Origin of the sequence: Acinetobacter sp. CFCC 10889 (assembly GCF_003268395.1) — a bacterium.
Classification (GTDB): domain Bacteria; phylum Pseudomonadota; class Gammaproteobacteria; order Pseudomonadales; family Moraxellaceae; genus Acinetobacter.
This window is the reverse complement of the sequence record NZ_LQXQ01000032.1, coordinates 1-26,765: the sequence shown is the minus strand read 5'-3', so window position 1 is coordinate 26,765 and position 26,765 is coordinate 1. Positions and strand designations below refer to the sequence as shown.

General features: G+C 36.7%; 27 protein-coding genes, 1 tRNA gene and 1 pseudogene. 18 read left to right on the top strand and 11 right to left on the bottom strand.

The genetic code is table 11. The features are described from left to right. Position 1: 1 nt before the first annotated feature. A tRNA-Asn gene (locus AVJ19_RS12970) sits at positions 2-77 on the bottom strand. Between the two features lie 243 nt (positions 78-320). On the opposite strand from AVJ19_RS12970, the gene AVJ19_RS12965 reads away from it, so the two are divergent. Continuing rightward, positions 321-1,073, top strand: a complete 753-nt coding sequence (locus AVJ19_RS12965; RefSeq protein ID WP_111860106.1) for a class II aldolase/adducin family protein — start codon at positions 321-323, stop codon at positions 1,071-1,073. A gap of 77 nt (positions 1,074-1,150) precedes the next feature. On the opposite strand, the gene AVJ19_RS12960 is transcribed toward AVJ19_RS12965, so the two are convergent. Together AVJ19_RS12960 and AVJ19_RS12955 are read right to left on the bottom strand one after the other, a co-directional pair. Beyond that, positions 1,151-1,840: a pirin family protein gene (locus AVJ19_RS12960; protein ID WP_111860105.1), complete on the bottom strand. Its 690-nt coding sequence runs from the start codon at positions 1,838-1,840 to the stop codon at positions 1,151-1,153. A 181-nt stretch (positions 1,841-2,021) separates the two neighbouring features. Then, positions 2,022-3,302 carry a L,D-transpeptidase family protein gene (locus tag AVJ19_RS12955; RefSeq protein WP_111860104.1) on the bottom strand — a complete coding sequence of 427 codons (1,281 nt, stop codon included), beginning with the start codon at positions 3,300-3,302 and terminating at the stop codon, positions 2,022-2,024. A 219-nt stretch (positions 3,303-3,521) separates the two neighbouring features. Between AVJ19_RS12955 and hemE the strand changes: the two genes are divergently transcribed. The 3 genes from hemE (at position 3,522) to AVJ19_RS12940 (ending at position 6,182) form a co-directional block, all read left to right on the top strand. Next, a complete protein-coding gene (hemE, locus tag AVJ19_RS12950; protein ID WP_111860103.1) occupies positions 3,522-4,595 on the top strand; it encodes a uroporphyrinogen decarboxylase in 1,074 nt (357 codons plus the stop codon). A gap of 12 nt (positions 4,596-4,607) precedes the next feature. Next, on the top strand, positions 4,608-5,414 hold the full coding sequence (locus AVJ19_RS12945; RefSeq protein WP_111860102.1) for a DUF817 family protein: 807 nt from the start codon (positions 4,608-4,610) through the stop codon (positions 5,412-5,414). 102 nt (positions 5,415-5,516) lie between these two features. After that, the gene (locus AVJ19_RS12940) at positions 5,517-6,182 is read left to right on the top strand and encodes a hypothetical protein (RefSeq protein WP_111860101.1); all 666 of its coding nucleotides are present in this window, start codon (positions 5,517-5,519) and stop codon (positions 6,180-6,182) included. Positions 6,183-6,212: 30 nt separating this feature from the next. On the opposite strand, the gene AVJ19_RS12935 is transcribed toward AVJ19_RS12940, so the two are convergent. The 7 genes from AVJ19_RS12935 to AVJ19_RS12905 all read right to left on the bottom strand — a co-directional run bounded on the left by AVJ19_RS12935 (position 6,213) and on the right by AVJ19_RS12905 (position 11,272). After that, complete coding sequence (locus tag AVJ19_RS12935; protein ID WP_111860100.1) at positions 6,213-6,572, bottom strand: cupin domain-containing protein; 360 nt, start codon at positions 6,570-6,572, stop codon at positions 6,213-6,215. Between the two features lie 87 nt (positions 6,573-6,659). Then, entirely contained in the window at positions 6,660-7,208 is a 549-nt protein-coding gene (folE, locus tag AVJ19_RS12930; protein WP_171334213.1) for a GTP cyclohydrolase I FolE, read from the bottom strand. Positions 7,209-7,335: 127 nt separating this feature from the next. Further along, positions 7,336-8,037, bottom strand: a complete 702-nt coding sequence (locus AVJ19_RS12925; RefSeq protein ID WP_111860099.1) for a Smr/MutS family protein — start codon at positions 8,035-8,037, stop codon at positions 7,336-7,338. Between the two features lie 161 nt (positions 8,038-8,198). Next, positions 8,199-8,708 (bottom strand): GNAT family N-acetyltransferase, encoded by a 510-nt coding sequence (locus AVJ19_RS12920; protein WP_111860098.1) that lies wholly within the window; start codon positions 8,706-8,708, stop codon positions 8,199-8,201. A gap of 88 nt (positions 8,709-8,796) precedes the next feature. After that, positions 8,797-9,603, bottom strand: coding sequence for an indole-3-glycerol phosphate synthase TrpC (gene trpC, locus AVJ19_RS12915; RefSeq protein WP_111860097.1), 807 nt, complete (start codon positions 9,601-9,603; stop codon positions 8,797-8,799). A 30-nt stretch (positions 9,604-9,633) separates the two neighbouring features. Continuing rightward, the gene (trpD, locus tag AVJ19_RS12910; RefSeq protein WP_068976101.1) at positions 9,634-10,680 is read right to left on the bottom strand and encodes an anthranilate phosphoribosyltransferase; all 1,047 of its coding nucleotides are present in this window, start codon (positions 10,678-10,680) and stop codon (positions 9,634-9,636) included. Positions 10,681-10,687: 7 nt separating this feature from the next. Continuing rightward, complete coding sequence (locus tag AVJ19_RS12905; protein ID WP_111860096.1) at positions 10,688-11,272, bottom strand: anthranilate synthase component II; 585 nt, start codon at positions 11,270-11,272, stop codon at positions 10,688-10,690. A 690-nt stretch (positions 11,273-11,962) separates the two neighbouring features. Here AVJ19_RS12905 and AVJ19_RS12900 point away from each other — a divergent pair. The 8 genes from AVJ19_RS12900 to AVJ19_RS12870 all read left to right on the top strand — a co-directional run bounded on the left by AVJ19_RS12900 (position 11,963) and on the right by AVJ19_RS12870 (position 17,854). Then, positions 11,963-12,742: a hypothetical protein gene (locus AVJ19_RS12900; protein WP_228203365.1), complete on the top strand. Its 780-nt coding sequence runs from the start codon at positions 11,963-11,965 to the stop codon at positions 12,740-12,742. An 8-nt stretch (positions 12,743-12,750) separates the two neighbouring features. After that, positions 12,751-12,906: a hypothetical protein gene (locus AVJ19_RS22560; protein WP_228203364.1), complete on the top strand. Its 156-nt coding sequence runs from the start codon at positions 12,751-12,753 to the stop codon at positions 12,904-12,906. A gap of 82 nt (positions 12,907-12,988) precedes the next feature. Continuing rightward, the gene (locus tag AVJ19_RS12895; RefSeq protein WP_111860095.1) at positions 12,989-13,522 is read left to right on the top strand and encodes a GTP-binding protein; all 534 of its coding nucleotides are present in this window, start codon (positions 12,989-12,991) and stop codon (positions 13,520-13,522) included. Between the two features lie 493 nt (positions 13,523-14,015). Then, positions 14,016-15,431 (top strand): type I glutamate--ammonia ligase, encoded by a 1,416-nt coding sequence (gene glnA / locus AVJ19_RS12890; RefSeq protein WP_171334211.1) that lies wholly within the window; start codon positions 14,016-14,018, stop codon positions 15,429-15,431. An 86-nt stretch (positions 15,432-15,517) separates the two neighbouring features. Beyond that, positions 15,518-15,793, top strand: a complete 276-nt coding sequence (locus tag AVJ19_RS12885; RefSeq protein WP_111860093.1) for a hypothetical protein — start codon at positions 15,518-15,520, stop codon at positions 15,791-15,793. A 145-nt stretch (positions 15,794-15,938) separates the two neighbouring features. Beyond that, on the top strand, positions 15,939-16,826 hold the full coding sequence (locus AVJ19_RS12880) for a tyrosine recombinase XerC (RefSeq protein WP_162626605.1): 888 nt from the start codon (positions 15,939-15,941) through the stop codon (positions 16,824-16,826). A gap of 94 nt (positions 16,827-16,920) precedes the next feature. Next, on the top strand, positions 16,921-17,295 hold the full coding sequence (locus AVJ19_RS12875; RefSeq protein WP_111860091.1) for a hypothetical protein: 375 nt from the start codon (positions 16,921-16,923) through the stop codon (positions 17,293-17,295). Positions 17,296-17,473: 178 nt separating this feature from the next. After that, positions 17,474-17,854, top strand: a complete 381-nt coding sequence (locus tag AVJ19_RS12870; protein ID WP_111860090.1) for a hypothetical protein — start codon at positions 17,474-17,476, stop codon at positions 17,852-17,854. Here AVJ19_RS12870 and AVJ19_RS12865 read toward each other — a convergent pair. Further along, positions 17,847-18,437, bottom strand: coding sequence for a GNAT family N-acetyltransferase (locus AVJ19_RS12865; RefSeq protein ID WP_111860089.1), 591 nt, complete (start codon positions 18,435-18,437; stop codon positions 17,847-17,849). The two genes, AVJ19_RS12870 and AVJ19_RS12865, sit on opposite strands and share 8 nt — an antisense overlap. A gap of 593 nt (positions 18,438-19,030) precedes the next feature. On the opposite strand from AVJ19_RS12865, the gene AVJ19_RS12860 reads away from it, so the two are divergent. The 6 genes and pseudogenes from AVJ19_RS12860 (at position 19,031) to gyrA (ending at position 26,628) form a co-directional block, all read left to right on the top strand. Further along, a complete protein-coding gene (locus AVJ19_RS12860) occupies positions 19,031-19,783 on the top strand; it encodes an electron transfer flavoprotein subunit beta/FixA family protein (protein WP_087552476.1) in 753 nt (250 codons plus the stop codon). Positions 19,784-19,801: 18 nt separating this feature from the next. After that, a pseudogene (locus AVJ19_RS12855) lies at positions 19,802-20,733 on the top strand (FAD-binding protein). A gap of 168 nt (positions 20,734-20,901) precedes the next feature. Further along, positions 20,902-21,825: a DUF2628 domain-containing protein gene (locus AVJ19_RS12850; RefSeq protein WP_111860088.1), complete on the top strand. Its 924-nt coding sequence runs from the start codon at positions 20,902-20,904 to the stop codon at positions 21,823-21,825. Between the two features lie 158 nt (positions 21,826-21,983). After that, positions 21,984-22,400 (top strand): hypothetical protein, encoded by a 417-nt coding sequence (locus AVJ19_RS22345; RefSeq protein ID WP_213067228.1) that lies wholly within the window; start codon positions 21,984-21,986, stop codon positions 22,398-22,400. Between the two features lie 302 nt (positions 22,401-22,702). Next, complete coding sequence (locus AVJ19_RS12840) at positions 22,703-23,194, top strand: DUF2147 domain-containing protein (protein WP_111860087.1); 492 nt, start codon at positions 22,703-22,705, stop codon at positions 23,192-23,194. 437 nt (positions 23,195-23,631) lie between these two features. Then, the gene (gene gyrA / locus AVJ19_RS12835) at positions 23,632-26,628 is read left to right on the top strand and encodes a DNA gyrase subunit A (RefSeq protein ID WP_111860086.1); all 2,997 of its coding nucleotides are present in this window, start codon (positions 23,632-23,634) and stop codon (positions 26,626-26,628) included. Positions 26,629-26,765: the final 137 nt, after the last annotated feature.

The window sequence follows — 26,765 nt, the reverse complement described above, 5'->3', positions numbered from 1 at the left end:
ATGGCTCTCCAACCTGGGCTCGAACCAGGGACCTGCGGATTAACAGTCCGTCGCTCTACCGACTGAGCTATTGGAGAATCTGATGCGCATTTTAGGGATGAAATGGCAACTCGTCAATAAGATAATGTAAAGAAATGAATTGTTTGCTTTAATAATATGCATTTTTAAAGAAAAACCTTTATAAATCATATTTTATGTTGAAAAAATATTCAAAATTTTAAATAAGTTGATCTATCTATTTCATCATTTAACTTGCGAAGTTTCTTAAGAGCCTTTAAAACTAAGGCTTTGTGATCAATTAAAATAACAAGGATGTTAATATGAATACACCACAACATATTCATGAAATAGAATGGCAAGCACGTTGTCAACTTGCAGCACTGTATCGTTTGATTGCTTACTATCGGATGACAGATTTGATTGATACGCATATCAGTTTACGTGTGCCGAATGAACCGAATCATTTTTTAATCAATCGCTATGGTGTGACATTCGATCAAATGACGGCTTCAGATTTGGTGAAAATTGATCATGATGGCAATATTGTCGCTGAATATGATCAAGGTAAACTGGTCAATGTTGCTGGCTTCGTGATTCATTCTGCATTACATCATGCTAATGCTGAAATCAACTGTGTGATTCACACCCATACAGCAGATGGGATCGCAGTATCTGCACAAGAAGATGGACTTTTACCACTTTCGCAACATGCTTTAAAGTTTTATAACAATATTGCGTATCATGAATATGAAGGAATTGCTTTTTCAACAGAAGAACGTGAGCGTTTAGTTGCAGATTTGAAAGACTTTCGCTGTATGATTTTACGTAATCATGGCTTATTGGCGACAGGGGATTCAATCGCACGTGCATTTCATGAAATCTATTTTTTAGAAAGAGCTTGTCAAATTCAAATCAAAGCCATGAGTAGCAGTAAATTGCATTATCCAAGTCAAAGCGTTTGTGAATATACGGTGAAACAGTTTCAAAGTGATGCGGCGGAGCCAATTATTCAGGCAGCATGGCAGGCAGCTTTATCATTGATCAAAGATCAACAAAGTGATTATTCCCGTTAGTTTGTAAGTGAATACAGCCATAATAAAAATCCCCTACGTGTGTAGAGGATTTATATTGATCAATTTAAATAATAGGATTAGTTACTTAAATCAAACCAAATAAATTGGCTATTTTCATTGGCATTGATAGTTGCTTCTTGGTCAAATAGATAAGCATCACCTGCTTTGACGATTTGACCCGCAATATCAATTTCACCCTCGATCACATGCACATAGTTAAATTTCTGTGTTGCTTTCACAGGGAGTGAATGACCTTTTTCCAAATATGCTGCTTTGATTTCTGCATTTTGGCGAATATGCATAGGTGCATTGTCATTTGGACCTGCAATCAATTGCCATTCATTCGGTGATTTTTTAGGATCACGTTCGATTTGTTGATAATTTGGTTCAGCATCACGAACATTTGGAATGACCCAAATTTGTAACATGTGTACAGGAATATCACCATTGTTGATTTCACTGTGTTGTACACCTGTACCTGCACTCATAAGTTGCCATTCACCAGCAGTAATGTGACGTTCGTTACCCATGGTGTCTTTATGGGAAATCGTACCGTTGAGGACGCAGGTCAAGATTTCCATATTGTCATGAGGATGTGTGCCAAAACCATTATGTGCAGCAATGGTATCATCATTGATTACACGTAAAGAGCCAACACCCATGTATTTAGGGTTGTACCAACTGCCAAATGAAAAGCTATGTTTGCTGTCTAACCACCCTATTTGGGCATGACCACGGTCTTCACTGCGATGTAAGAAAGTATTCATCTCAAATCTCCAATTCTTTATTTTTTAACTTGAGATTATAGTAGTCTTTGCTAAATGGAGTTTAAATATTAAACACGCAACGTATTGTTGTATTTTTAGAACGATAGGGCATTATATGTCAAATAAAAAAACCCAGTAACGAATTACTGGGCGCTGAAATCATCATACAGATATAAAATGATTATTCTAAGAATTTAACAGTAACACCTGATTTCACTTTTTTACCTAAATCATTGGCATCCCAGTTGGTAAGACGAATACAACCATGGGATGCAGTCTTAGAAATGGCAGATGGATTTGGTGTACCATGAATACCAAATGATTTTTTACTTAAACCAATCCAGATGTTTCCTACAGGACCATTTGGACCTGGTGGTAAAGATAATGGTTTGCGGTTATTTCCTTGTACAAAGTTGCTTGGTGAATAGCTATACCAAGGGTTTGGTGCTACACCTGTAATTTTGTAGGTTCCTGTTGGTGATGGTGTATCAGAACTACCAATCGTTGCAGGGAATGAACCAACCATTTGATTTTGTGCGTTAAACAAATAAAGTTGTTTTGCACCTTTATGTGCTACGATCAAATGAATATTTTCAGGTAATTCATTGCGAATATTGGTCACAATGATTTTTTCACCCGCTTTTTTAAAGGTTGCTTTAGGATTTAATTTCTTTAAAAAATCTTCATCCATGTGGAATTTTTCACCCAACATTTCTGTGGTACGAGTGTAATACAAACCTTTCATTTTGGATTGTAATGCATAGTCACGTGGAATAGATGCAGCATAAGGACCTTTAAGATCCGCATCTGTGATGGTGTATTCAATGAATGCAGCTTTTCCACCTTGTTTTGCAACTAAGGCATCCCAAGTTTCTTGGGTGAGTTCACCTGTTGGCTTTAAACCATTCATTTGTTGGAAAGAAGAAATCGCTTTGAGGGTATTCATTCCACTTGAACCATCAATTGCACCTGGTGATGCATGTGAATTGTTTAACATCACATGGGCACGGGCATAGACAGGGAATTGACCTTTGCCAATATTTTCATACCATTGGGCATTGTTTAAACCATCTAAAGTCCATGATGCTTTGCTTGCATTTGTCGACTTTGTCGTTGATGTATCTGCTGTTGTTGTATTTGCAGTCTTAGTTTCAGTTGTTGTACTTGGTGCAGCAGCTGTATCTGCAGTTTTATCTTCTGTTTTTTCTAAGTTTTGCAGTGTATTGGCAGCTTGGTCTAAATCTTTAAGCTCTTGTTGAGAAATTTGAGCTTCACTCGCACTTGTTGTATTTACTGCTGAAGCAGCAGAAGATTCAATAGCAAGAGGATCGATAGGATCTTCAACAGCAGTTGATGTAACTTTATGAGGAGTGAGGGTTTGCTCAGCCGTTGTAGGTGCAGCAAATGCTGTACCTGTAAGGATACAACTTAAACTCAAAGCAAGAATTGAGCGAACGAACATGTAATTCAACCTTAAGAATTATTCATACTAAATTTATAAACTCAACAAGTATTGCAGAAAATAAATGGAGATGCAGTATTTGTTTTGTGTAAATCTTATTATTTAAAAATGAAAATTCAAGTAATTATCAAAAATTAAAATCTCACTTAGACATACCGATATGGGAAAGATTTTTGCTATGATGGACGATATTGTTCAATTTAAAAAATAGGAAAGTAAATGACGACCCTCAAGAATGATCGTTTTCTACGTGCTTTGCTACGTGAACCTGTCGATACCACGCCAGTGTGGATGATGCGTCAAGCAGGTCGTTATCTACCTGAGTATCGTGAAACACGAGGTAAAGCAGGTGATTTTCTTTCTTTATGTAAAAATACCGAATTTGCTTGCGAAGTGACCTTACAGCCTTTGCGCCGTTATGATTTAGACGCTGCGATTTTATTTTCTGATATTTTAACCATTCCAGACGCATTGGGTTTGGGTTTGTACTTTGAAACTGGCGAAGGTCCTAAGTTTCATAAAACTATTCGCACTGAACAAGACGTTGCGAATTTACCAAAGTTTAATGCCAAATCTGATTTAGATTATGTCATGAATGCGGTGTCCACCATCCGTTCTGCCCTAGGCGGACAAGTCCCTCTGATTGGGTTTTCGGGTAGTCCATGGACACTTGCAACATATATGGTCGAGGGTGGTTCAAGTAAGGATTTCCGTTTTACCAAGCAAATGATGTATGCGCAACCTGAAGTTTTACATGCATTATTGGCACGTCTGGCGGATGCGGTCACTGAATATCTAAATGCACAAATTGATGCGGGTGCACAAGCGATTCAAATTTTTGATAGTTGGGGTGGGGCATTAGCGCATCGTGAATATATTGAATTTTCACTCAATTATATGCAAAAAATTGTCTCAGGCTTACAACGTGAAAAAGATGGTCGTAAGATTCCTGTGATTTTATTTACCAAAGGTGGCGGGCAGTGGTTAGAGCCATTGGTTGCAACAGGTGCTGATGCGCTCGGTTTAGATTGGACTACACCACTCAATGTTGCACGTCAAACTGTCAATGGTCGTGTGGCACTACAAGGCAATTTAGACCCTGCGACTTTATATGGTTCAGCAGCAAGTATTGAAAAAGCCACCAAGGCGATGCTAGATGATGCTTATGCCAATGGTGAAAAAACAGGCTATGTGGCAAATTTAGGACACGGTATTACCCAATGGGTCGATCCTGCGCAACCGAAAATTTTCATTGATACTGTACATGAATACAGTGCGAAATATTTAGGTTAAGCCATTTCGGACATGTTGTATTTAAAATCAAGTGTAGAATTTATCTTTAAGGCAGCATCGGCTGCCTTATTTGGTGTTTTATTGTTGCTTGCATTTGCTTTCACTGCGCAGATGGGAAGTCACGAGTTTTATGGTTTATTTCGCTACGATTATTTGTTGATTTATGCACTTATTATTCAAGCATGCTTGCTTTATTTAAAACTAGAATCTTGGGCGGAAGCCAAAGTTATTGCGTTGTTTCATATTTTGGCAATGGGTATGGAAATATTCTTAACCCATCCACAGATCGCTTCATGGCAATACCCGCAACCTGCTGTTTTTAAAATTATGACTGTGCCATTGTTTGCAGGATTTATGTATTCAGCGGTGGGCAGTTTTTTTGCACGTTCACTGCGACTTTATCAAGTGTCATTGAGTCATTTGCCAAGTTTTGCCAATATGCTCAGTTTGGCAGTATTGTCTTATATTAATTTTATGAGCAAATTTTTTGTGCCTGATATTCGTAATTTACTGTTTATTTGGAGTGTAATAATTTTTTGGAAAACAAAAATTCGTTTTCAATTACAACAACATCAGTTTCAACTGCCGATGTTACCGATTCTTATTTTATTGGCTTTTATTATTTGGATTGCGGAAAATATCAGCACATTTTATAAAATTTGGTTGTATCCAAGCCAAGTTGATGCATGGCATATGGTCGGTTGGGGCAAATTAGGTTCTTGGTATTTATTACTTTTATTGAGTCTTGTCCTTGTTTTAAAAATTCTAGGTCATAGAACTTCTATAGGTGAGTGGTCATTAAAGCAGTCTGAAAAGTAATGAATATTCATTGTGGGTATGAATTAGAATAAAAATAGGAGTTTATGCATTATTAGTGAGAGCGTGATGATATTTAAAAGATTTCCCATTAATTGTTTGTTGATGAGTTTTAGCCTTTTAAATCTTGAGGTTAATGCTGCACAGGATGCATCTTTGCAACGTGTCCAGCAAATCGCAGAATATACGATAAAAATGCAAATTCTTGATGCGCCTAATCCACAACTGATTACGCAAAAACTAGCAGAATTAATGGTCGGTAATCCACTTGATCATGTCGCAGTTCAACGTTTTACAGATCCGATTCCTGTAGAAGGAATTGCAAATTACTTACGTAAAAGTAATCTACAAGGTTTGTCATCCATTGAAGCAAAACAAATGAAACCTGTTATTGAAAAAGAAATTCAACAAGTCAGCAGTATGTTTCGAAGTTGTAAAATTGATTCTGATATTCAAAAAATACAAACTGATTATTTGGTGGAAATTACTTGTCGAGTGCCGAAACCAAATGCAGATGAAAAAAATGCATTTCAACAACAACTGCTGAAATTTAAATCAGAATCTGCGGCTGTACAAAAAATTAACTATCTGCATACAAAGCAACAAATCTTTGCTCAAAGTGAATATCAAGATTTTAAAAGCACCTTATGGATTGAAATAGAAGACAACGGCATTTTAAGAGCGGTCATTGAAAATGATGCTTATTTTCCAAATATTGTGATTGATCAACGTGATCGAGCATTGGAATTAAGAAAATCTGCAACGGATTGAGTTGATACAAGGATTCCTTGATGCCAAAAATTAGACTTCTACCACAACAAAGTATTTTTTCACCGCTTCAACTACTTCAAAAGTGCCTTTAAATGAGGGAGGAATCACGCCTGCTTCACCTGCTTTGACCTCAATAAACGTATTATTTTCGGCATCGTGAATACGGACAATACCTTCAATAATATTAAAAAATTCCTGCTTATTGTCTGCAAATACAATATTCCAAGCACCGACTTCACATTGCCAAATGCCACAATTCATATAGGGGTGTTCGTATAAACTTTGAGTTAAGCGTTTTGGATTGCCATTTACCAAACGATCAGGACGAGGATAATCTACAGTCGTTTCACTATGCGCTAAACCTTGACCTGCTAAATATAAATTTGTCATTACATGATCCTGATTGCTATATTTTGTTATTGCACTGATAAAACAAAGCCCCAATAAAATTGAGGCTTCGAATGGTATTGCTACATCTTAGTGTGCTTCAGGTACAGCCGATAAAAACTCACGACGTGCTTCTTTATCTGTTTTAAAATCACCGACAAAAGATACAGTACGGGTTGTGGATTCTTGTTTGCTCACACCACGCATCATCATACACATGTGTGCAGAGTCAATCACCACGGCAACACCGCGAGCATCAGTCACTTCTGCAACCGCATCGGCAATTTGCTTGGTGAGTTGTTCTTGAATTTGCAAACGACGTGCAAACATTTCAGTGATACGGGCAAATTTAGACAGACCTAAAACATTACCTGATGGTAAATAGGCAATATGCACACGACCATGAAATGGCAATAAATGGTGCTCACATAACGAATAAAATTCGATATTTTTCACTAACACCATTTCGTCATTGTCAGAAGGGAAGACCGCATTATTGGTCACTTCTTCAAGTGTTTTGCTATAGCCAGACGTCAAGTACGAAAAAGCTTTAGCCGCACGCATAGGCGTATCTTTTAGACCTGGACGATCGAGGTCTTCACCAACGGCAGTTAAAATATTTGCGTAGGATTGCTGCATAGACATAAAACGTGTTCACTTATAACGGTTCGAACAAGGACGGCATTGTAGCAGAAAAAACCATATTTTTTGCTATCTATAAGATAAACCGTCACTTAGGAGAGTGATTAGCTTTGAAAATAAATGGTTAAGGTGTTGAATTAAATTTTGGATTTTTTTCAGCACGTTTTAGAAGCACTAAAACCGCACCTGTACCACCTTGTTTTTCAGGCGCACTGACAAATGCCAATACATCACGATGCTGACGTAACCAACCATTGACATAGGTTTTGAGAATCGCATCTGGACCTTTGCCATGTACGATTTTAATTACGTTTTGGTTCTCTTCTTTCGCGATCTGAATGATTTGTAAGACCGCAGAACGCGCATCTTCAACAGTACAACCATGCAAGTCCACCGCTTCGAACCAGCGTAGATTACCCGCTTTTAAATCTTCAAAAACTTTGTGCTGTAAAGTCGCAATGCGATAGCTTAATGCAGCCTGACTTGCGACAGGGTTTAAAACTGCTTGAGTATCAGAGAGTTCTGCATCATCAGTTTCAAAAGCGCCTTCAGCCGCAGCACGTTTAGCTAAAGTTTTGGCATCAGGTTTTTTACGAATATTTGTCCGTTCAATTTTGGCAATATTGCTATTGTCGATTTTTTTCACGCCACCGAGTGCTGTTTTAAATAAATCAGCATCACTGATTTCTTCAGGTGCAACTTCCTGTACTTTCTTCGGCTCAGGCTGTAATGCCACTTTGGAAGAATGTGGATGAGTGATTTGTTTTTTGAATTGTTTTAATAAATCCAATTGAGATTTGGAAAAAGAAGAATCAGAATTACTCATAGTTTCTAAAACAGTCAAAGAACAGGATTTGTTTTATATTATAGTCTGAAATAAAGGAAAATTGAACTGAATTGGATTTAGTTCACATGTTATCAGTATAATTTTATATTTTTAGTATGAATGACAGTGACTTTTAATTGATGTGAAATATGACTTTAAATTCATTTCGTTGCATTAAAGGCTGCATCATATTTTACTGTTGCTTTTGGGATAACCTCATTAAAACTTAAAGCTTGGAAATATTGCGGTGGTACATCTTCTAAAATCAAATCAGCATAAGATTTAAAACCAAAGCGTTGATAATAGAGTGGATCACCCAATAAAGCACAACCTTTGGCTCCTTGTTTTTTCAAAAGCTCTAAAGCAGAGTTCATCAATTGTGAACCAATCCCTTGTTTTTGCATTGCGGGTAAAACGGCGATAGGACCTAATCCATACCAACCTGATTCCTGTGAGGAGAGTGCCACAGGTGAAATTGCCACATGCCCAACGATGTGCTGATCAATTTCAGCGACTAGAGAAAGAGTGAGTGTATGATTTCGACGCAATTCATTTATAATAAATTGTTCAGTATGACTTGAATATTCGACATCCAAAAAAGCCAAACGAATGACTTCTGAAATAGCATCTATATCTTGTGCTTTTTCTGGACGGATGATGATTTTATTCAAAGTGTTTTCTCATTCTGCTGAATTTATTATGATTTAAACAGTTAAGAATAATGATTCTTAACTGTTTGATTTATATTTAAAAATAAAACTAAATGGCTTGAGGCACACCAAACAATTCAGTAAACGCATAATCAGGGCGAGGTTGTTTCATAAAGCTTTCCCCGACTAAGAAAGCATGAATATCATGCTCCTGCATTTTGCGTACATCATCAGGTGTGGCAATACCACTTTCCGTGATTAATAAACGAGATGGATCAAGTAATTTTTTCAAACGGAATGAATTGTTTAAATCCACATCAAAGGTTTTTAAATTACGATTATTCACACCCAATAAACAACGATCAGACAATTTCAATGCACGTTCAAGTTCATCTTCATCATGTACTTCCACAAGTACATCCAAATTGTGCTCAAAAGCAGTTTTAGACATTTCTTCAAGTTGTTGATCAGACAAACTTGCAACAATCAATAAAATACAATCAGCATGCAAAGCACGTGCTTCGATCACCCCATAAGGGTTAATCAAAAAGTCTTTACGTAGGGCAGGTAGTGAACAATGACTGCGTGCAATTTGAATATTTTCATCTGCACCTTGGAAGAAATCGACATCCGTCAATACAGACAAACACGCAGCGCCTGCATGTTCATATTGCTGTGCAATTTCCGCAGGATTAAAGTTTTCACGAATAATCCCTTTAGATGGCGATGCTTTCTTAATTTCAGCAATCACCGCAGGACGTTTACTGTACAAAGACTGCGCAAAACCACGTACAGGTGTTGCCACCTGAGCAAGTTCTTCAACATCTTTTAAACTACGTTGCTTTAAACGTGAAGCAAACTCTTCATATTTACGATCAACGATTTTACCAAGCATGGTATTGGCAATATCCACCATAATAATTTCCTTAATTCGGCTTCGAAGTGCTTAAGCTTCGTATTCTTTTAATGTTTTGGTAAATTCAGACAACACGCCCATTTTCTCTAAAGCTTGACCGCCATAGATAATGTCATGTGCCAAAGCTACACCTTGTTTGTAGGTATTGGTTAAACCTGAAACATAGATGCCTGCGCCCGCATTGAGTGCGATCATACTTGCTGCTTTTTCGCCTTTCGGTGATTTTTTCTTACCCAAAGCATCTTTAATTAATGCCAAGCTTTCAGCAGCGCTATCTACAGCTAAACCAGTTAATGTTTGCGATTCAATATCGACATCTTCAGGCTGAATCATCCATTCAGTGACTTCGCCATCTTTCAGTTCAGCCACATAAGTCGCAGATGCTAGACTAATTTCATCTAAACCATCACGTGAATGAACCACCATCACATGTTCAGCACCGAGTTGTTTTAACACTTCAGCCATAGGACGGCAGAGTTCAGTTGAAAACACACCAATCACAAAACGTTTTACACCAGCCGGATTCGTAAGCGGGCCAAGTAAATTGAAAATACTGCGGAAACCCAATTCCTTACGTGGGCCCGCAGCATATTTCATGGCTTTATGATGATTGGGTGCAAATAGGAAACCCACGCCCATTTCACGGATACAACGTTCGGTTTGTTGCATATTCAGATCAAGATTAATACCCGCTTGTTCTAATAGATCAGAAGAACCTGATTTAGAAGACACACCACGATTACCATGTTTGGCAATGGTTGCACCTGCGGCAGCAATCACGAAAGAAGATGCAGTAGAGACGTTAAACAGGTTTTGACCATCACCACCTGTACCGACAATATCAATCAAATAAGGAATATCACTGACATCAATTTTAATCGCAAACTCACGCATCACACGTGCAGCAGCCGTGATTTCGTCAATACTTTCACCTTTTAAACGCAGACCCATCATCAGTGCACCAATTTGGGCATCTGTCGCTTCACCACTCATGATGGTACGCATCACTTCTTCCATCTGCGGTTGAGTGAGCTCAATATTTTTAGTGACGTTATTTAAAGCTTGTTGAATATTCATTTTTTAACTACACATAAATTTCTAAGAAGTTTTTAAAGATTTGGTGACCGTGTTGGCTCAAGATTGATTCAGGATGAAACTGCACGCCTTCGATTGGCAATGTCTTATGTTTAACACCCATGATTTCTTCCATTGAGCCATCGGCTTGATTGGTCCAGCAAGTCACTTCCAAACATTCAGGTACAGTCGCTTGATCAATCACCAATGAATGATAGCGTGTTGCTGAAAATGGAGAAGGTAAGTTACTGAAAATGCCTGTGTCACTATGATACATATCAGACAAACGCCCATGCATCACAGTTTTGGCACGAATAATATCGCCACCAAAAGCTTGCCCAATTGCCTGATGACCTAAACATACACCAAGCAAAGGAATTTTCCCTGCAAAATGCTGAATCGCAGGAATCGAAATACCCGCTTCAGAAGGTGAGCAAGGACCAGGACCAATCACTAAATACTTTGGTTGCCATCGCTCAATATCCTCCAAAGTGACGGCATCATTGCGAACGACTTTAACTTCTTGGTTTAACTCGCCAAAATATTGGACGATGTTATAAGTAAAGCTGTCGTAATTGTCGATCATCAGAAGCATGAGCTAATTAACCTATTGAAATCCATGCACTTAAAAGTGCTTTATTGTCTAAAAATACACAATGTATAGCGAATGAAAAATTTTCATGAATTCATGGAAAAATATTCAGCTTGTGGAATACAAATGCATAGGACTTAATCATAACAAAAAAGATTGCGTGCTGTTTAACTATTTTATAGTGTGCTGTATATTGCTTTTTAATAAAAATATCAAATAACTAAATAGAATAGTTTTATAAATAGTGTATTAATTTTATTATCATTATATGCTAAATTAATTTAATTCTTAGATGTATTTGATTGTGATTTAGTAAATTTAACATGTTATTTAAGAAAATATTTTCAAACAGTATTTCTAATATTAAAGGAATAATCAATTTGATAGGGAGAAAATCATATATGTATACGTATGATTTTATGATGAAAAATAAAGTTTTTCAGATTTTTATTTTAAATGTAAATAGTTTGAAACTTGATCGAAATATAGATGACAAATCACTTGAATTTATGTAAATATTAATTCTGTTTGTAATATATCAATTCAATTAATATTTGTTTATCAATTAATATATTAATATATTGATATGCCTTGTAAAAAATTAACGCATCGGTCATCTTTTTTGTTTGTTAATTCTTTTGCATTTTTGTTGAAAAATGATAATATCGTCACATGTTTTTAGGGGCAGAATTTGTGAGAGAAGAAGTAAAAATAGCAATTTTTGGATTAAGTCTAAATGTATTAGAAAGCCTAAAACAAAAAATTCAGGCGCTATATGACGAATCCATTCAGATCAATTGGGTCAATATCGCTGATCCTCAGTTAGATATACTTTTGGTCAATGATATGTTTTTTGGTTCTCCGACTATACAGAATTTAGTGGGAAATCAACAAGTTGCTTATTTACGTTTGGTGAATAAACAAGATAAAGCTGGGTCTATTGAAAATGATGCTTTATATTTACCATTTTCCGCATCAGAGGATATTCGAGATTGGTTTAAAGCGCGTTATCTAGGTACACCTTTAAGAAAGTCAAATCATGATATCAATGTTGCCAAAGCGTCCCAAACGACTGACATGAGTAAACTGGTCAAAGAGTTAATTGACCCACGTAATAGTAATATTCAGGTTTTTGATCATCAGGGAAATATAGCACTGATTAATATCCGTAAGGAGCAGGTGTGGGTAGATCCAGAGCGTAAAGCAAATAGTACAGATAACTCACTGAACTATACCTATGCAACAATGCAAAAAGTACAGAGTGTAGATTCTGTACAAGGACTAGATTTAAAAATTTGGTTGTGGAATTTACTTTGGTATTCTCCACAATTACTGAAAAACCAAAATGAAAATACTTTTTATAAATTAAAGTTTTGGCCGCAACCACAGTCTGCTTATGATCGGCAAGATGTATTTAAAATAGCAGCGTGTTTTGAAAAAGGTGCGAGTATTAGCCAAGTTGAAAAAAACTGAATATTAAATTGTCGATTATTCAACACTTTGTATCAGTGGCTGTGCTCGTGGATGCTGTACGGGAAATTCCTGAGTCAGAAGCAAAATTAGTTGTAAAATCAGAACAAACTGAGGGTGTGCTTAAAGGTTTCTTTGGTAAATTAAGACGCAAACTTGGTTTATAAAGTATACTGAAATTTTATTTAAAAATTTTAATTCAAGAATTAAAGCTGTTAATCGTCCATAAACTGGGCAAGGGAGAGAAAATTGATCTTACAGAAATACAAAATTGTATTTGGTGGCACTATGGGAGCTGGTAAGACCGAAGCTATTAAATCACTTTCTGAGGTTTCAGTACTTTCAACTGAAGCATTTAATACAGATCAAGACGCGCATACCAAGGCTTTAACAACAGTTGGTATTGATTATGGTGAGATCAAATTAGAAGATGGTGTTGTTGTGGGTTTATATGGCACACCAGGGCAAGACCGTTTCGATTTTATTTGGTCGGTGATCTGTAAAGGTGCAATTGGTGCAATTGTGTTGATCGATCACTCGCGTAAAAGTGCTTTAGATGATTTAAAATTTTATTTGGAATCTTTTAAAGCACATGTGGGGAATATTATTGTCGGTATTACCCATGTTGATGAAAATCCGCAAAGCCTTTTAAAAATTTATCGTGATTTCAGTGAAATGGAAAATTATGATTTACCAATTTTTGCGGTAGATGCTCGTAAAAAGGATGATGTACTGCTTGTGGTTGAAGCACTAATTGCACGAGCTGAAATAGAAATGTCTTAATGGTGCAAAACTTATTTAAAATAAAAAATAGGGTTTGTTGTAGTGGATTCATTTTAAAGATGATGAACACTCAACAAACCCTAATTTTATTTAAGTTGTACTTGATAAAAGCATATAAATTTCAATAAAAACAAGATGAAATTTTTATTCAAAACGAGAAGATACAATTGTGTCATGTAGGTTAATACAAGCATGAATTGTTAAGCTGATAAATAAAATAAGCACCAAGATAATACATTTATAAATAATTGCACAATAATAGTGCAGTCAATCAGCGGAATAAATATTTAAAACAAAGAAGTGTGTATGAAGATGGTGCATTTATAAATACGGCTTGTATAATAGTGTGGGTATATACAAATTAAAGCGTGTTTTCTGATAGGGAATTCAACCTTTTAGCAAATATTCTTGAAGTTGGTACGGTAATTGCTTTTATTAATACCAACTACTAACACGCACACTAACATGTGCAACAAAAAATCATCGGAGCAAAATGAGCATGGCGAACAAGGTCCTACAACTCATCCAAGAAAGTGGCGCAAAATGGGTCGATTTTCGCTTTACTGATACTAAGGGTAAAGAACAGCATGTAACTTATCCTTCAGATAGTATCGATGAAGATACTTTTGAAGACGGTAAAATGTTTGATGGTTCTTCAATTGCTGGTTGGAAAGGCATTGAAGCGTCTGACATGATCTTGCGTCCAGATCCTGAATCATGTTTCTTGGACCCATTCTTTGCTGAAGCAACTGTAGTTGTTACATGTGATGTTATCGAACCGTCTACAGGTCAAGGTTATGAACGTGACCCTCGCTCGATTGCTCGCCGTGCTGAAGAATATTTAAAATCAACAGGCATTGGTGATACTGCATTCTTTGGTCCAGAACCAGAATTCTTCGTATTTGATGAAGTGAAATGGGACATCGACATGTCTGGCGCACGCCATACATTAATCGCTGAAGAAGCTGCATGGTCTACAGGTAAAGACTATGAAGCGGGTAACTCTGGTCACCGTCCACGTGTAAAAGGCGGTTATTTCCCAGTACCTCCTGTTGACTCTTCACAAGATATGCGTGCAGAAATGTGTGCAAAAATTGAAGACATCATGGGTCCAGGTCGTGTAGAAGTACATCACCATGAAGTTGCTTCTTGCCAATTAGAAATTGGTGTGAGTTTCAATACTTTGGTACGCAAAGCTGACGAAGTTCAACAGTTTAAATATGCTGTTTGGAATGTTGCACACCAATTTGCAAAAACAGCAACCTTTATGCCTAAACCAATGGTTGGTGATAATGGTTCTGGTATGCATGTGCATATGTCAATCTCTAAAGATGGTAAGAACTTATTTGCTGGTGATGAATATGCAGGCTTGTCAGAAATGGCGTTGTATTTCATCGGTGGTGTGATTAAACATGCACGTTCACTGAATGCAATCACGAATCCATCTACAAACTCGTATAAGCGTTTAGTTCCGCATTTTGAAGCGCCGATTATGCTTGCTTATTCAGCACGTAACCGTTCTGCATCTATTCGTATTCCTTACGTATCTAGCCCGAAAGGTAAACGTATTGAAGCACGTTTCCCAGATCCAATGATGAATCCATACTTAGGTTTTGCAGCATTGTTGATGGCGGGTATTGATGGTATTCAAAATAAAATCCATCCAGGTGAAGCTGCTGACAAGAATTTGTATGATCTTCCTCCTGAAGAAGAAGCAAAAATCCCAACAGTTGCGCATAGTTTAGATATGGCACTTGAAGCACTTGCTGCGGATCATGACTACCTTCTTAAAGGTGGTGTATTCACTAAAGATATGCTTGATGCATATATTGAACTTAAAACTGAAGAAGTTCGTCGTCTTAACACAACAACTCACCCAGTTGAATTTGATATGTACTACAGCTTGTAATTCTTTTAAGAATTTCATTGTAAAAGACCCGCCTTGTGCGGGTTTTTTTGTATGATAGCGTTATCTTTGAGTGATGATAAAATAATATGACACAGCGTAAAAAGCATATTGGATTTTTCCCTTGGATTGATCCGAGTGATCATGAGAAAGGTTTTAAGTTAAACTTCTCTGAAGTTACTTATGTTGAAGTTGGACGTACTGTAGAAGGGTATAAGCAAGCTGAGTTTGTTGCGCTCAAAAATCCAGAATTAGCACTAGATTTTGATTATCCAAAAAGTTTTTATATGAGTGCTGAAGGTTTGATTTTAGTGAAAACAGCGCAAGGTGAATTTGAGATCATTGCAAAAACTGACAATGCCTAATGGGATTTAAACGTATCTAAATTCAGGTATTCTATTTCATTCGGATGAGCGATGAAGATTGAAACCAAGAATTTTTTGTCAGACTTAATATGGGTTAAATATCACAGGATGATGTATGCAATACGGTGCAATGCAGTTGCTATCCATGTGGATCAAAGATAGACAAATTCAAAATCAATCTGAACATACATTGGATGCTTATTTTCGTGATGTTTCAGGTTTTATTGATTTTTGTTACACAAGGCAAATCGAGCTAAATCAAATAGAGGCTTCGGATTTACGTGAATATCTTGCTTATAAGGTCGAAAGAGATCAATTAACATCAAGCAGTTTACAGCGCCATCTCACCTCAATTCGTCAGTTTATGAAATGGGCAAAGCAAAGTCATTATTTGCAAATAAATCCTGCGGATGATTTACAACTCAAGCGACAGCCTCGACCATTGCCTGGTATGATTGATATTGAAACAATCAATCAAATTATGGATCAAGTCGCACCTGAGAAGCCTTCGGAACAACAATTGTGGTTGCGTGATAAAGCGATTTTAGAATTGTTATATTCAAGTGGTTTACGTTTGGCTGAAATACAGGGTTTAAAGATTCGAGATATGGATTTTAATCGGCAATTGCTTCGAGTCACAGGTAAAGGGAATAAAACACGTATCGTTCCTTTCGGAGGAAAGGCAAAGCAAAGTTTGATTGAATGGTTAAAAATTTACCGTATTTGGCAGGGTGAATTTACACCTGATTCGGCGGTTTTTATTACCCAAAAAGGCAATGCAATCACACCTAGACAGATTGAAAATAGAGTAAAATATCAAGCACAACGAGCAGGTGTAAACGTGGATTTACATCCACACTTATTGCGCCATTGTTTTGCCAGTCACATGTTGTCAAATAGTGGTGATCTGCGTGCAGTGCAAGAAATGCTTGGACATAGTAATCTGACAACGACACAGATTTATACCCATATTGATTTCGATCGTTTGGCACAAGTCTATGATCAGGCTCATCCAAGAGCAGTGAAAAAGTAGCTTAATTTACCGCTATAAAAAGAATAAATGACATTGTTTAAACTCATTGCACACTCTATATTTTGTGATTCTTTAATTATACGAATATTTAAAAATGCTAAAAAAAATTGCATGCTCAGTTTTACTTTTACAATCAAGTGTCAGTTTTGCCCAAATGGTGCAATTAGATGAACTTTATCAACGTTATGTTGAAGCTGATTATATGTCTTCAGAATTAGAGGAGTTTAATACTAAAATTGAATTTAAAAGTATTATTGCTGAATTGGATGAGAACCTTGCTGGAGACTTGTTGCTTCGCTTGGCAGGTCCAAATGAACCAAATGCGGTGATTGCTCGTGCAACATCATCAAATGCGCAAGTTAAAAAATTTAGCCAATTACAAGAAGGTGATATTGTGAAAATGCAATGCCTTCTACAATTTACAATGAATGCAGATTATTTAGCATTATCTGAGTGTGAAATTAAATAATATTAAAAATTAAATATTTATGTTTTTGGTGCATATGCTTGGTATTATTTCTTCATAAAAAAGCCAAAAGGATAATTGTTTTTCAGAGTACTCTGTTGTATATGTTTTAGGCAGAATGTGGTTTGCACGATTCCTTTTTATTTTTAAAAATTATGTCAGATATGTACTGGGTAATAAGATGATTCCTGAGCTAGAGCAAAAATATCAGCAATTGACTGAAGCACAAAAAGAAATTTTTCGTGGCTATGGATTACGTCAAGTAAAACACTTTATTGAATTGAGTCTTCCTAAAATTGAGGCGACTTTACCGCAGCAAGGCAAAGTTTTAGGAATCAATGCTGAGGGTAAAGTGCAAGCGATTAATACAGAAACACAACAAGTGTATTTGTGGATTTCAGATCAACAATGGCAAGCAGCAAATAGTAAATCTAACCATGTTGACCTAAAAGAAGACTTTTTGGTGGTATGGGAAATATTTGATTTAAAACATCAAGATCTCATCTCACTGAGTCATATTCATCGTGATTTTTTGGAAAACCAAAGTAGTTTATCTAATTAGTGGTTTGTATGGTGTAGCTCCACGGACTTTGTGGATGAGCTAGAAATGCATCTTGTGTAATCTGATACAGTACATGCAGAGCTAAAGAATCATTTTGTGCCAATGCAGGATGATTAAAATCTTGTAGATAAGTCATGCCTAAACGTTGCATGACTTTTACTGAAGCTAGGTTTGAATGCGCTGTAAATGCAACGACCGCTTCTAATTTTAGTACTTCAAAAGCAAAAGCCAAACATGCCTGAGCAGCTTCAGTTGCATAGCCCTGTTGCCAATATTGCTGTGTTAAGCGCCAACCAATTTCCACGCAGGGTGAAAAGGAAAACTGTTCAGGCTGAGCATGCAGCCCTACAAAACCAATAAATTGTTGGTTTTCCTTTAATTCAACTGCCCAAAATCCCCATTGTTTTTCTTGAATCAAGTCGTGAAAACGCATTGCTAATTGCTGGCTTTCAGCTGTGCTTAGACATTTTGGAAAATATCGCATTACTTGAGCATCAGCATTTAATTGTGCAAATACAGGAAAATCTGAGGGCTGCCACTGACGTAAACGTAAACGTGCAGTTTCAAGTTGATAAAATGACATGCTTTCAAATGACCTATGTGGCAAAGAGATAAAAGTTTGACCTGTAATAAGCATAATATAAATCGACCGAGGTCGATGCTTTGTTAAAGGCAAAAATCCATTTTTTGCATTAATTTTGAATATTTTTGTGCATATATTTCGTTGTTTATCTGAAAGAATGTGCTGAATTGCAAAGAAAGTTGTGAGCAAACGTAAAAAAAAATCATAAAAATAGGCTGATTTTCGGTTTTATATCTTAAATGACAATTTTTGATATATAGCATCAGTAATTTTTAGTGAAAAAAGATTACAGAAAAATTTATTGTTTTTAAATCTTAAAAAATGCAGATTTATATTGAAAAATAAATATTAAATTATAAAAATCAACATTTAAAAAAAATGTAAATAATAGCTAAAACAAACTGAATTGATCGAAAAAAATATTTTTGAACTGTGCGTTCAACTATTTTTACGCTTTTTTACATCACTTTGATGAATTGTGACTTGACCGAAATGCCAAACACATTGCAAGATAGGACACCTAAATAATTTTAAATGAAGCGTTATTATAACTCTTCTTAACATTTACTTTTGCTAAAACAGCCGAGGATTACATGAAGGCTCTTGTTGCTGTAAAACGTGTGGTTGATGCCAACGTTAAAGTTCGCGTTAAACCGGACAATAGTGGGGTAGACCTTACTAACGTTAAAATGTCAATTAACCCATTCGATGAAATCGCAGTGGAAGAAGCGGTTCGCTTAAAAGAAAAAGGAACTGTTTCAGAAATCGTTGTTGTTTCTATTGGTCCTAAAGAAGCCCAAGAACAAATTCGTTCTGCTATGGCGCTTGGTGCAGATCGCGGTATCTTAGTTGAAGCTGATGACAGCCAACTGGGTGCTTTAGAAGTTGCTAAAATCCTGAAAGGTGTTGTTGAACAAGAACAACCACAACTTGTACTTTTAGGTAAACAAGCAATTGATGACGACTCTAACCAAGTGGGTCAGATGCTTGGTGCTTTGCTTGGCGCAGGTCAAGGTACATTCGCTTCAGTTGTTACTGTAAATGGCGATAAAGTACAAGTAACTCGTGAAGTTGATGGTGGTTTACAAACTGTTGAGTTGAACACGCCAGCGATCATCACAACTGATTTACGTTTGAATGAACCACGTTATGCTGCATTGCCTAACATCATGAAAGCACGTAAGAAACCGCTTGATACTAAATCTCCTGCGGACTACGGTGTGACTGCAACTTCTAAACTTAAAACAGTGAAAGTTGAGCCACCTGCTGAACGTAAAGCGGGCGTACAAGTGAAGTCTGTAGACGAGCTTGTTGAAAAACTTAAAAATGAAGCGAAAGTGATCTAATACAGAAGGATAAAAATCATGAGTATTTTAGTTATCGCTGAGCACGACAATAAAGCACTTAACGGTGCAACATTAAACGTTGTTGCTGCGGCTCAAAAAATCGGTGGTGATATCACTGTATTGGTTGCAGGTTCTGGTGCACAGGCTGTTGCTGACCAAGCTGCTAAAGTTGCAGGTGTAAGTAAAGTATTACTTGCTGATGATGCTGCTTATGCAAATCAATTGGCTGAAAACGTTGCAAAATTAGTTGCTTCAATTGGTACGGGTTATTCTCACATCCTTGCTGCTTCTACTACTACAGGTAAAAACATTTTACCTCGCGCTGCTGCACTTTTAGATGTAAGCATGATCACTGACATCATCGCTGTTGAAGGTCCTAAAACTTTCAAACGTCCAATCTATGCGGGTAACGCGATTGCAACTGTAGAGTCTGGCGAATCAGTTGTTGTTGCAACTGTTCGTGGTACTGCATTTGATGCTGTTGCTGCTGAAGGTGGTTCAGCTGCTGTTGAAGCTGCGACTTCTACAGGTGATGCTGGTATTTCTAAGTTCATTTCTGAAGAAATCGTGAAATCTGAACGTCCAGAATTAACTGCTGCGCGTATCGTTGTTTCAGGTGGTCGTGGTGTAGGTTCTGGTGAGAACTACCATAAAGTACTTGATCCACTTGCTGACAAGCTTGGTGCTGCTCAAGGTGCTTCACGTGCTGCGGTAGATGCAGGCTTCGTTCCAAACGATATGCAAGTGGGTCAAACGGGTAAAATTGTTGCACCTGACCTATACATCGCTGTCGGTATTTCTGGTGCGATTCAGCACTTGCAGGTATGAAAGATTCTAAAGTGATCGTTGCGATCAATAAAGATGAAGAAGCGCCAATCAATGCTGTAGCTGACTACTGGTTAGTTGGTGACTTGAATACTGTCGTTCCAGAATTGGTTTCTAAAATCTAATTTTGTAATTTCAGTTGTAAAAGACGCTCTTGGTTTTACTAAGGGCGTTTTTTATTGTAGGTAGGAGAAAAATATAAAAATAATCATTTACATGTAATATTCATGAAAATGAATAGCTTATAAATATATCAAGATAAAAGTTAAAACTCTTAAAGGGGAATTAAAAGAATGAAGTGTCAAAATTGTCATCAAGATATTGGTTTACATGAAAAATTTTGCTCAGCATGTGGTACTGAAATTACAGTACATCCATCTAGTCGTGATATTCAAGTTGAGTTATATAAGGCACTCATTGGTCCGAATAATCAATCATATTATTTAGAGCGTTTTTTAAATTATGATAAAACTGGTGCAGTTGGTTTGGGATGGCACTGGCCTGCATTTTTTGTAACATTCTACTGGTTTCTGTATCGTAAAATGTGGTTAAACGCATTTTTGTATTTTATATCACCATTTATCTTTAGTTTTATCATAGGTTTTATTTTTTCATTTTTGGGTGTTGGGGAATCTAATATAATTGTATTTACTCAACTTATACTCATGGTTATCATTTTTTTAGTGTTACCTAGTATGGCGAATCGATTGTATTATCGTCATATTCAAAAAAAGATAAGTAGAATTCAACAGCAATTTAGAGATACAAGGCAGCAATTAGAGAGTGCAGAAAAGCAAGGTGGAACAAGCAGTATTGTTTTAATTTTAGCGACTATTTTTGGATTTATTTTTGTCATTGGTATTTTAGCAGCAATTGCAATTCCTGCTTATCAGTCTTATGTTCAGAGAGCACAGTTCATTTCTTTTCAAGAGAAAGTTAAGCAAGATCAAAATTATATTACTGAATATTATAATACTAAACAGCAATTTCCTGAGAGAATGGATTCAGTTTCAACCCAAAAACCATTCCCACAAATCATTAAAGGTGTAATGTTTAATGTGAGTGGTGATATTTTAGTTGAAGTAGAAATCAGTGCACACAGTGGGACGGGCTTAGTGACCTATAGCCCAATCATTGCAAACCATCAAATACAAGGTTGGAGTTGTCATAGTGAAGGTGTTGTAAAACAAATATTACCAGCAAATTGTCGTGAATAATATTTTACATAAAGATTGATATGATTATTTTGAATCACATCGTGTATTAAAGCAAAGTGAATGAGTTTGAGGCTCATTCACAAATATTTGGGTGAAGTGATGAATTTATTTTATCTATCTATGGTATAGAATAATTATCAGAAAGTTGAAAAATTAAAATGAAATGTCATAAGTGCTATGCCGAAAATATCAATGAGGCAGTGAAATGTGGAATCTGTGGTGTACGTTTAAAGCATACTAAGCCTTTTGATGGTTTTACGGGGCGTCAGCGTACTCAGCCTTCAAGTCGGCATGACACTCAAGAGCAGCAGATTTTTAAGCAAGATTCAAATATAAAGCCAAATACAGATTTACACTCTAGCCAAAATCAATTACTCAGTTCTAATAGAGATCAGAAAGCTGAAAAGAAAATAAGAAAATTATGGATTTCGGTGCAAGAAAGAACGTTAAGGGCACAAGGTCAATATGTTGAAAATCCACTGAAAAATAAGAAAGTATTTCTTTATATTGTGTGGGTCTTGATTATTTTTGTGATGGCGATTATAGATGGAATTAAGAATAATTCGACTTTCTAAATCATAAAGTGAATTAGGAGATTTCTTATATTTGTATAACAAAAAAGATATTATACGTCTGTATTATCGATATTTGAATTTAAAGCTTTACTATTTTAAATAAAAATCTGGAAAGGCTAAATTATGTAGAATGTTTCATAGGTATAATTTCAATAAAAATTATATGAATAGTATTGTATTTTTAAAATACTTAAACTTAATCAGTAATTTATTTTAAAAATAACAATTGTATTTTATAAAGGTGTAAGTAATATAAACCTTGCTTCCAGTGAGGAAGGGTAATAATTCTTATAGGACATAAGATGAAACAGAATATTTTAAAAAAAATTGGGTTAGTTGCTTTATTGGGAATGGGATTGTTAACACAGGTCTATGCAGCAAGTCCATTGGTGGGGTATTGGAAAAGTGTGGATGACCGTACAGGCGAGGCACTTTCTTTGATTGAAATTAAAAAACTTGAAGATGGCACGTATGGTGGTTTTATTTTGCATCGTTTTGCAGCACCAGGTAGTGTCGCATTAACACATTGTACTAAATGTCCTGAGCCGTATAAAAACAAACCGTTGGTTGGAATGCAAATTCTTTCAGGCTTCATTGAAGACCCTAAGAAGCCAAATAATTTTATTAATGGTAAGGTTTTGGAGGCGAAAAGTGGGAAAATTTTTGAAGGGAAAGGACAGTTGGTAGCAGATGGTCGTCGTTTACGTTTAAGAGGTTTTATAGGGGTATCAATGTTGGGACGTACTCAAGTCTGGTTAAAAGTGAATGATCCGAAAGCTGAGATCAATAAATAACTAAAAATTTTATATAGCAAAACCTTCTAAATCATTTTAAATGTTGGTTTAGGAGGTTATTTTTTATGTACGGCGAATAAATTAAAAATTTTATATGATTGAACGATTAGGGATGGTTTAGTTAGTGTGACATGTGTTTTTGAAATGGGTAAAAACTTAAGTCAATTATTTTTATAAATATGAAATTTTCAGGAATATTTAAGGTCTTTTCAGCACTTTCAAAAATGATTTTTTATCCTGTTGAAATTGTTTGATAAATATACGCTTATTTCAACAAAATTAACAGGATTCACAACAATATAAAGCCACAAAATTGGAAGTTTTTGTGCTATAATTTTCGGCTGAATTTTAGATTTTGGCTTATATCTTTTAAGTCAATTTTTGCAAGATTGACGATATAAATCGAGTAACTTTGTTGCTTGAAATAAGGAGTATGCATGAGCGTATCGGAAACTAGACCGATTGCCATTGAGGATGAACTCAAGCACTCATATCTAGACTATGCGATGAGCGTCATTGTCTCACGTGCATTACCAGATGTTCGCGATGGTCTAAAGCCTGTTCATCGTCGTGTGCTATTCGCTATGCACGAGTTAGGCAACGACTATAACAAAGCGTATAAAAAATCTGCCCGTGTTGTCGGGGATGTCATCGGTAAGTATCACCCACATGGTGATTTTGCTGTTTATGAAACCATTGTTCGTATGGCGCAAGATTTTAGCCTACGTTATCAGTTGGTAGACGGTCAAGGTAACTTCGGTTCTGTCGATGGTGATAGCGCAGCAGCAATGCGTTATACCGAAGTCCGTATGCGTAAGTTAACCCATGAAATGTTGGCTGATTTAGAAAAAGATACAGTCGAATGGGAAGATAACTACGATGGTTCTGAACGTATTCCTCAGGTAATGCCAACGCGTATTCCAAACTTATTGATCAATGGTGTGACAGGTATTGCAGTTGGTATGGCGACCAATATGGCACCGCACAATATGACTGAAGTGATCAATGCATGTTTGGCTTATGCGGAAAACCCACAAATTTCAATTGAGGGATTGATGGGGCATATTTCTGGTCCAGATTTCCCTACAGGCGGTATTATTTATGGTAAATCAGGCATTGTAGATGCTTATCGTACAGGTAAAGGTCGTCTGCATATCCGTGGTAAATACCATTTTGAAGAAGATCAAAAAACAGGTCGTACGACGATTGTATTTACTGAAATTCCTTATCAAGTCAATAAAGCAAAAACCATTGAACGTATCGCTGAATTGGTCAAAGAGAAAAAGCTTGAGGGAATTTCTGAGTTACGTGATGAGTCTGATAAAGACGGGATGCGTATCGCAATTGACTTAAAGCGTGGTGAAAATGCTGAAGTCATTGTCAATAATCTATTCCTCAATACTCAATTAGAAAATTCATTCAGTATTAACATGGTCTGTCTCGATAATGGTCAGCCTAAGTTAATGAATTTGAAAGATATCATTGCGGCATTTATTCGTCACCGTCAAGAAGTGGTCACACGCCGTACCATGTTTGAATTGCGTAAAGCACGTGAGCGTGGTCATATCTTAGAAGGTTTAACGGTTGCTTTAGCCAATATTGATGAAATTATTGAAACCATTAAAACTTCTGCAAATCCACAAGAAGCACGTGAGCGTTTACAAGCAGGTGAATGGGCAGGTGGAAATGTACTTGCCTTGCTTGAAAAAGCAGGTGCAATTTCTGTGCGTCCAGATGAGATCGAAGGTGAAGACCCGAATCGCCCATTTGGTTTAGATGGCAATATTTATCGTTTATCACCTGCACAAGTCAGTGCAATTTTAGAATTACGTTTACACCGCTTAACAGGTCTTGAACAAGACAAGTTACAGGCAGAATATTCTGAAATATTGGCACAAATTGCTGAACTTACAGCAATTTTAAATGATTTTAATTTGTTGATGGGTGTCATTAAAGAAGAACTTGCTTTAATCCTGCAACAATATGGCGATGCACGTAAAACCGCAATTGTTGAGTCACGTATTGATTTCTCTCGTGAAGATTTAATTCCCGAAGAGCAAGTTGTATTGACTGTTTCTAAAACAGGTTATGCAAAAACTCAGCCATTGTCTGACTATGCCGCACAACGCCGTGGTGGTCGTGGTAAATCTGCAACGTCGATGAAAGAAGATGATTATATTCAACATCTTATTGTGACTTCGAATCATGCAACCGTACTTTGCTTCACCAATGTCGGTAAAGTTTATCGCTTGAAAGTGTTTGAAGTACCACAAGCATCACGTGGTGCGAAAGGTCGTCCGATGGTGAACTTGTTGCCATTAGATGCAGATGAAACGATTACAGCGATTCTCCCTGTAATTGATGCACCGAAGAAATTTACAGAGCGTTTAGCTGAGTTTAGAACTTTTGTGCGTTCGAATGTGGCTAAACTTCGTGAAAATCAAATCATTGATGGTCATTACGAAGCATTGAAAGCTGCATTTGCAGAATTGGGTGAAAATCCAGATGACTTATCAGATGCTTTACGTAAGCAATTGAAAGAGTTAAGTGCAGAACTCACAGCATCTGATTGTGATGATGAGTTGGTTGCTGAGTTTGCTGAACGTGCTGAAAATGTTCGTAAAAATTTCTATGTCTTCATGGCAACTGCATCAGGGACGGTTAAACGTGTTGAATTAGAACAGTTTAGTAATGTTCGTTCAAACGGTTTACGTGCAATTGAGTTAAAAGAAGAAGATACCTTGATTGGTGTTGCAATTACCGATGGCGAGCAGCAAATCATGTTGTTCTCGAATGAAGGTAAAGCAATTCGCTTCTCTGAAACAGATGCGCGTGTAATGGGTCGTACTGCGAAAGGTGTTCGTGGTATGCGTGTAACACTTGCTGCGGCTCAAGCGGATGAAGAAACTGAAACTGATGTAGATTCAGATGATGAGGATTCTACAGATTCAGCATTTATCAGCCGTATCGTATCGCTCGTGGTTGTACCTGAAACTGGCGAAGTGCTGTGTGCTTCTGCAAATGGTTATGGTAAACGTACTCCAGTCGATGACTTCCCAACCAAGAAACGTGGTGGTAAAGGCGTCATCGCCATTAAGACCTCTGAACGTAATGGTGAATTGGTTGGTGCAGTTGCGATTGATGTGACCAAAGAAGTGATGTTGATTTCTGATGGTGGTACTTTAGTACGTACTCGTGCTTCTGAAATTGCACAAACAGGTCGTAATGCTCAAGGTGTTCGTTTGATCCGTTTGGGTAATGAAGAAATCTTAGTTGGTGTTGTGGCTGTAGATGCCGTTGAAGAAGATGAAGTTTTAGATGCACCTGAAGTGGTTGATGGCGCAGCTTTAGTGGATAATGAAACACTTGTTGGTGATGAAACAATCATGGAAGAGGGTGATACTGATTCTATGGATCATGAGTCTGACGAGTAATTTTTGAGATTTGAAAGAGAGCGCTTAGGCGCTCTTTTTTATATTTAGTGTTATATATGTATATATTAAAAAATTAATCACATTTATTTGTATGGTTATCGTGAAAGTTAAATTTTTTAATTGATGTATTTTAAAAC

Excerpts from the sequence above, each read along its gene's own strand:
- AVJ19_RS12965 (WP_111860106.1), top strand. The coding sequence starts at position 321 with ATGAATACACCACAACATATTCATGAAATAGAATGGCAAGCACGTTGT.
- AVJ19_RS12960 (WP_111860105.1), bottom strand. The coding sequence starts at position 1,840 with ATGAATACTTTCTTACATCGCAGTGAAGACCGTGGTCATGCCCAAATA.
- AVJ19_RS12955 (WP_111860104.1), bottom strand. The coding sequence starts at position 3,302 with ATGTTCGTTCGCTCAATTCTTGCTTTGAGTTTAAGTTGTATCCTTACA.
- hemE (WP_111860103.1), top strand. The coding sequence starts at position 3,522 with ATGACGACCCTCAAGAATGATCGTTTTCTACGTGCTTTGCTACGTGAA.
- AVJ19_RS12945 (WP_111860102.1), top strand. The coding sequence starts at position 4,608 with ATGTTGTATTTAAAATCAAGTGTAGAATTTATCTTTAAGGCAGCATCG.
- AVJ19_RS12940 (WP_111860101.1), top strand. The coding sequence starts at position 5,517 with ATGAGTTTTAGCCTTTTAAATCTTGAGGTTAATGCTGCACAGGATGCA.
- AVJ19_RS12935 (WP_111860100.1), bottom strand. The coding sequence starts at position 6,572 with ATGACAAATTTATATTTAGCAGGTCAAGGTTTAGCGCATAGTGAAACG.
- folE (WP_171334213.1), bottom strand. The coding sequence starts at position 7,208 with ATGCAGCAATCCTACGCAAATATTTTAACTGCCGTTGGTGAAGACCTC.
- AVJ19_RS12925 (WP_111860099.1), bottom strand. The coding sequence starts at position 8,037 with ATGAGTAATTCTGATTCTTCTTTTTCCAAATCTCAATTGGATTTATTA.
- trpC (WP_111860097.1), bottom strand. The coding sequence starts at position 9,603 with ATGGTGGATATTGCCAATACCATGCTTGGTAAAATCGTTGATCGTAAA.
- trpD (WP_068976101.1), bottom strand. The coding sequence starts at position 10,680 with ATGAATATTCAACAAGCTTTAAATAACGTCACTAAAAATATTGAGCTC.
- AVJ19_RS12905 (WP_111860096.1), bottom strand. The coding sequence starts at position 11,272 with ATGCTTCTGATGATCGACAATTACGACAGCTTTACTTATAACATCGTC.
- glnA (WP_171334211.1), top strand. The coding sequence starts at position 14,016 with ATGAGCATGGCGAACAAGGTCCTACAACTCATCCAAGAAAGTGGCGCA.
- AVJ19_RS12885 (WP_111860093.1), top strand. The coding sequence starts at position 15,518 with ATGACACAGCGTAAAAAGCATATTGGATTTTTCCCTTGGATTGATCCG.
- AVJ19_RS12880 (WP_162626605.1), top strand. The coding sequence starts at position 15,939 with ATGTGGATCAAAGATAGACAAATTCAAAATCAATCTGAACATACATTG.
- AVJ19_RS12875 (WP_111860091.1), top strand. The coding sequence starts at position 16,921 with ATGCTAAAAAAAATTGCATGCTCAGTTTTACTTTTACAATCAAGTGTC.
- AVJ19_RS12870 (WP_111860090.1), top strand. The coding sequence starts at position 17,474 with ATGATTCCTGAGCTAGAGCAAAAATATCAGCAATTGACTGAAGCACAA.
- AVJ19_RS12865 (WP_111860089.1), bottom strand. The coding sequence starts at position 18,437 with ATGTCATTTTATCAACTTGAAACTGCACGTTTACGTTTACGTCAGTGG.
- AVJ19_RS12860 (WP_087552476.1), top strand. The coding sequence starts at position 19,031 with ATGAAGGCTCTTGTTGCTGTAAAACGTGTGGTTGATGCCAACGTTAAA.
- AVJ19_RS12850 (WP_111860088.1), top strand. The coding sequence starts at position 20,902 with ATGAAGTGTCAAAATTGTCATCAAGATATTGGTTTACATGAAAAATTT.
- AVJ19_RS22345 (WP_213067228.1), top strand. The coding sequence starts at position 21,984 with ATGAAATGTCATAAGTGCTATGCCGAAAATATCAATGAGGCAGTGAAA.
- AVJ19_RS12840 (WP_111860087.1), top strand. The coding sequence starts at position 22,703 with ATGAAACAGAATATTTTAAAAAAAATTGGGTTAGTTGCTTTATTGGGA.
- gyrA (WP_111860086.1), top strand. The coding sequence starts at position 23,632 with ATGAGCGTATCGGAAACTAGACCGATTGCCATTGAGGATGAACTCAAG.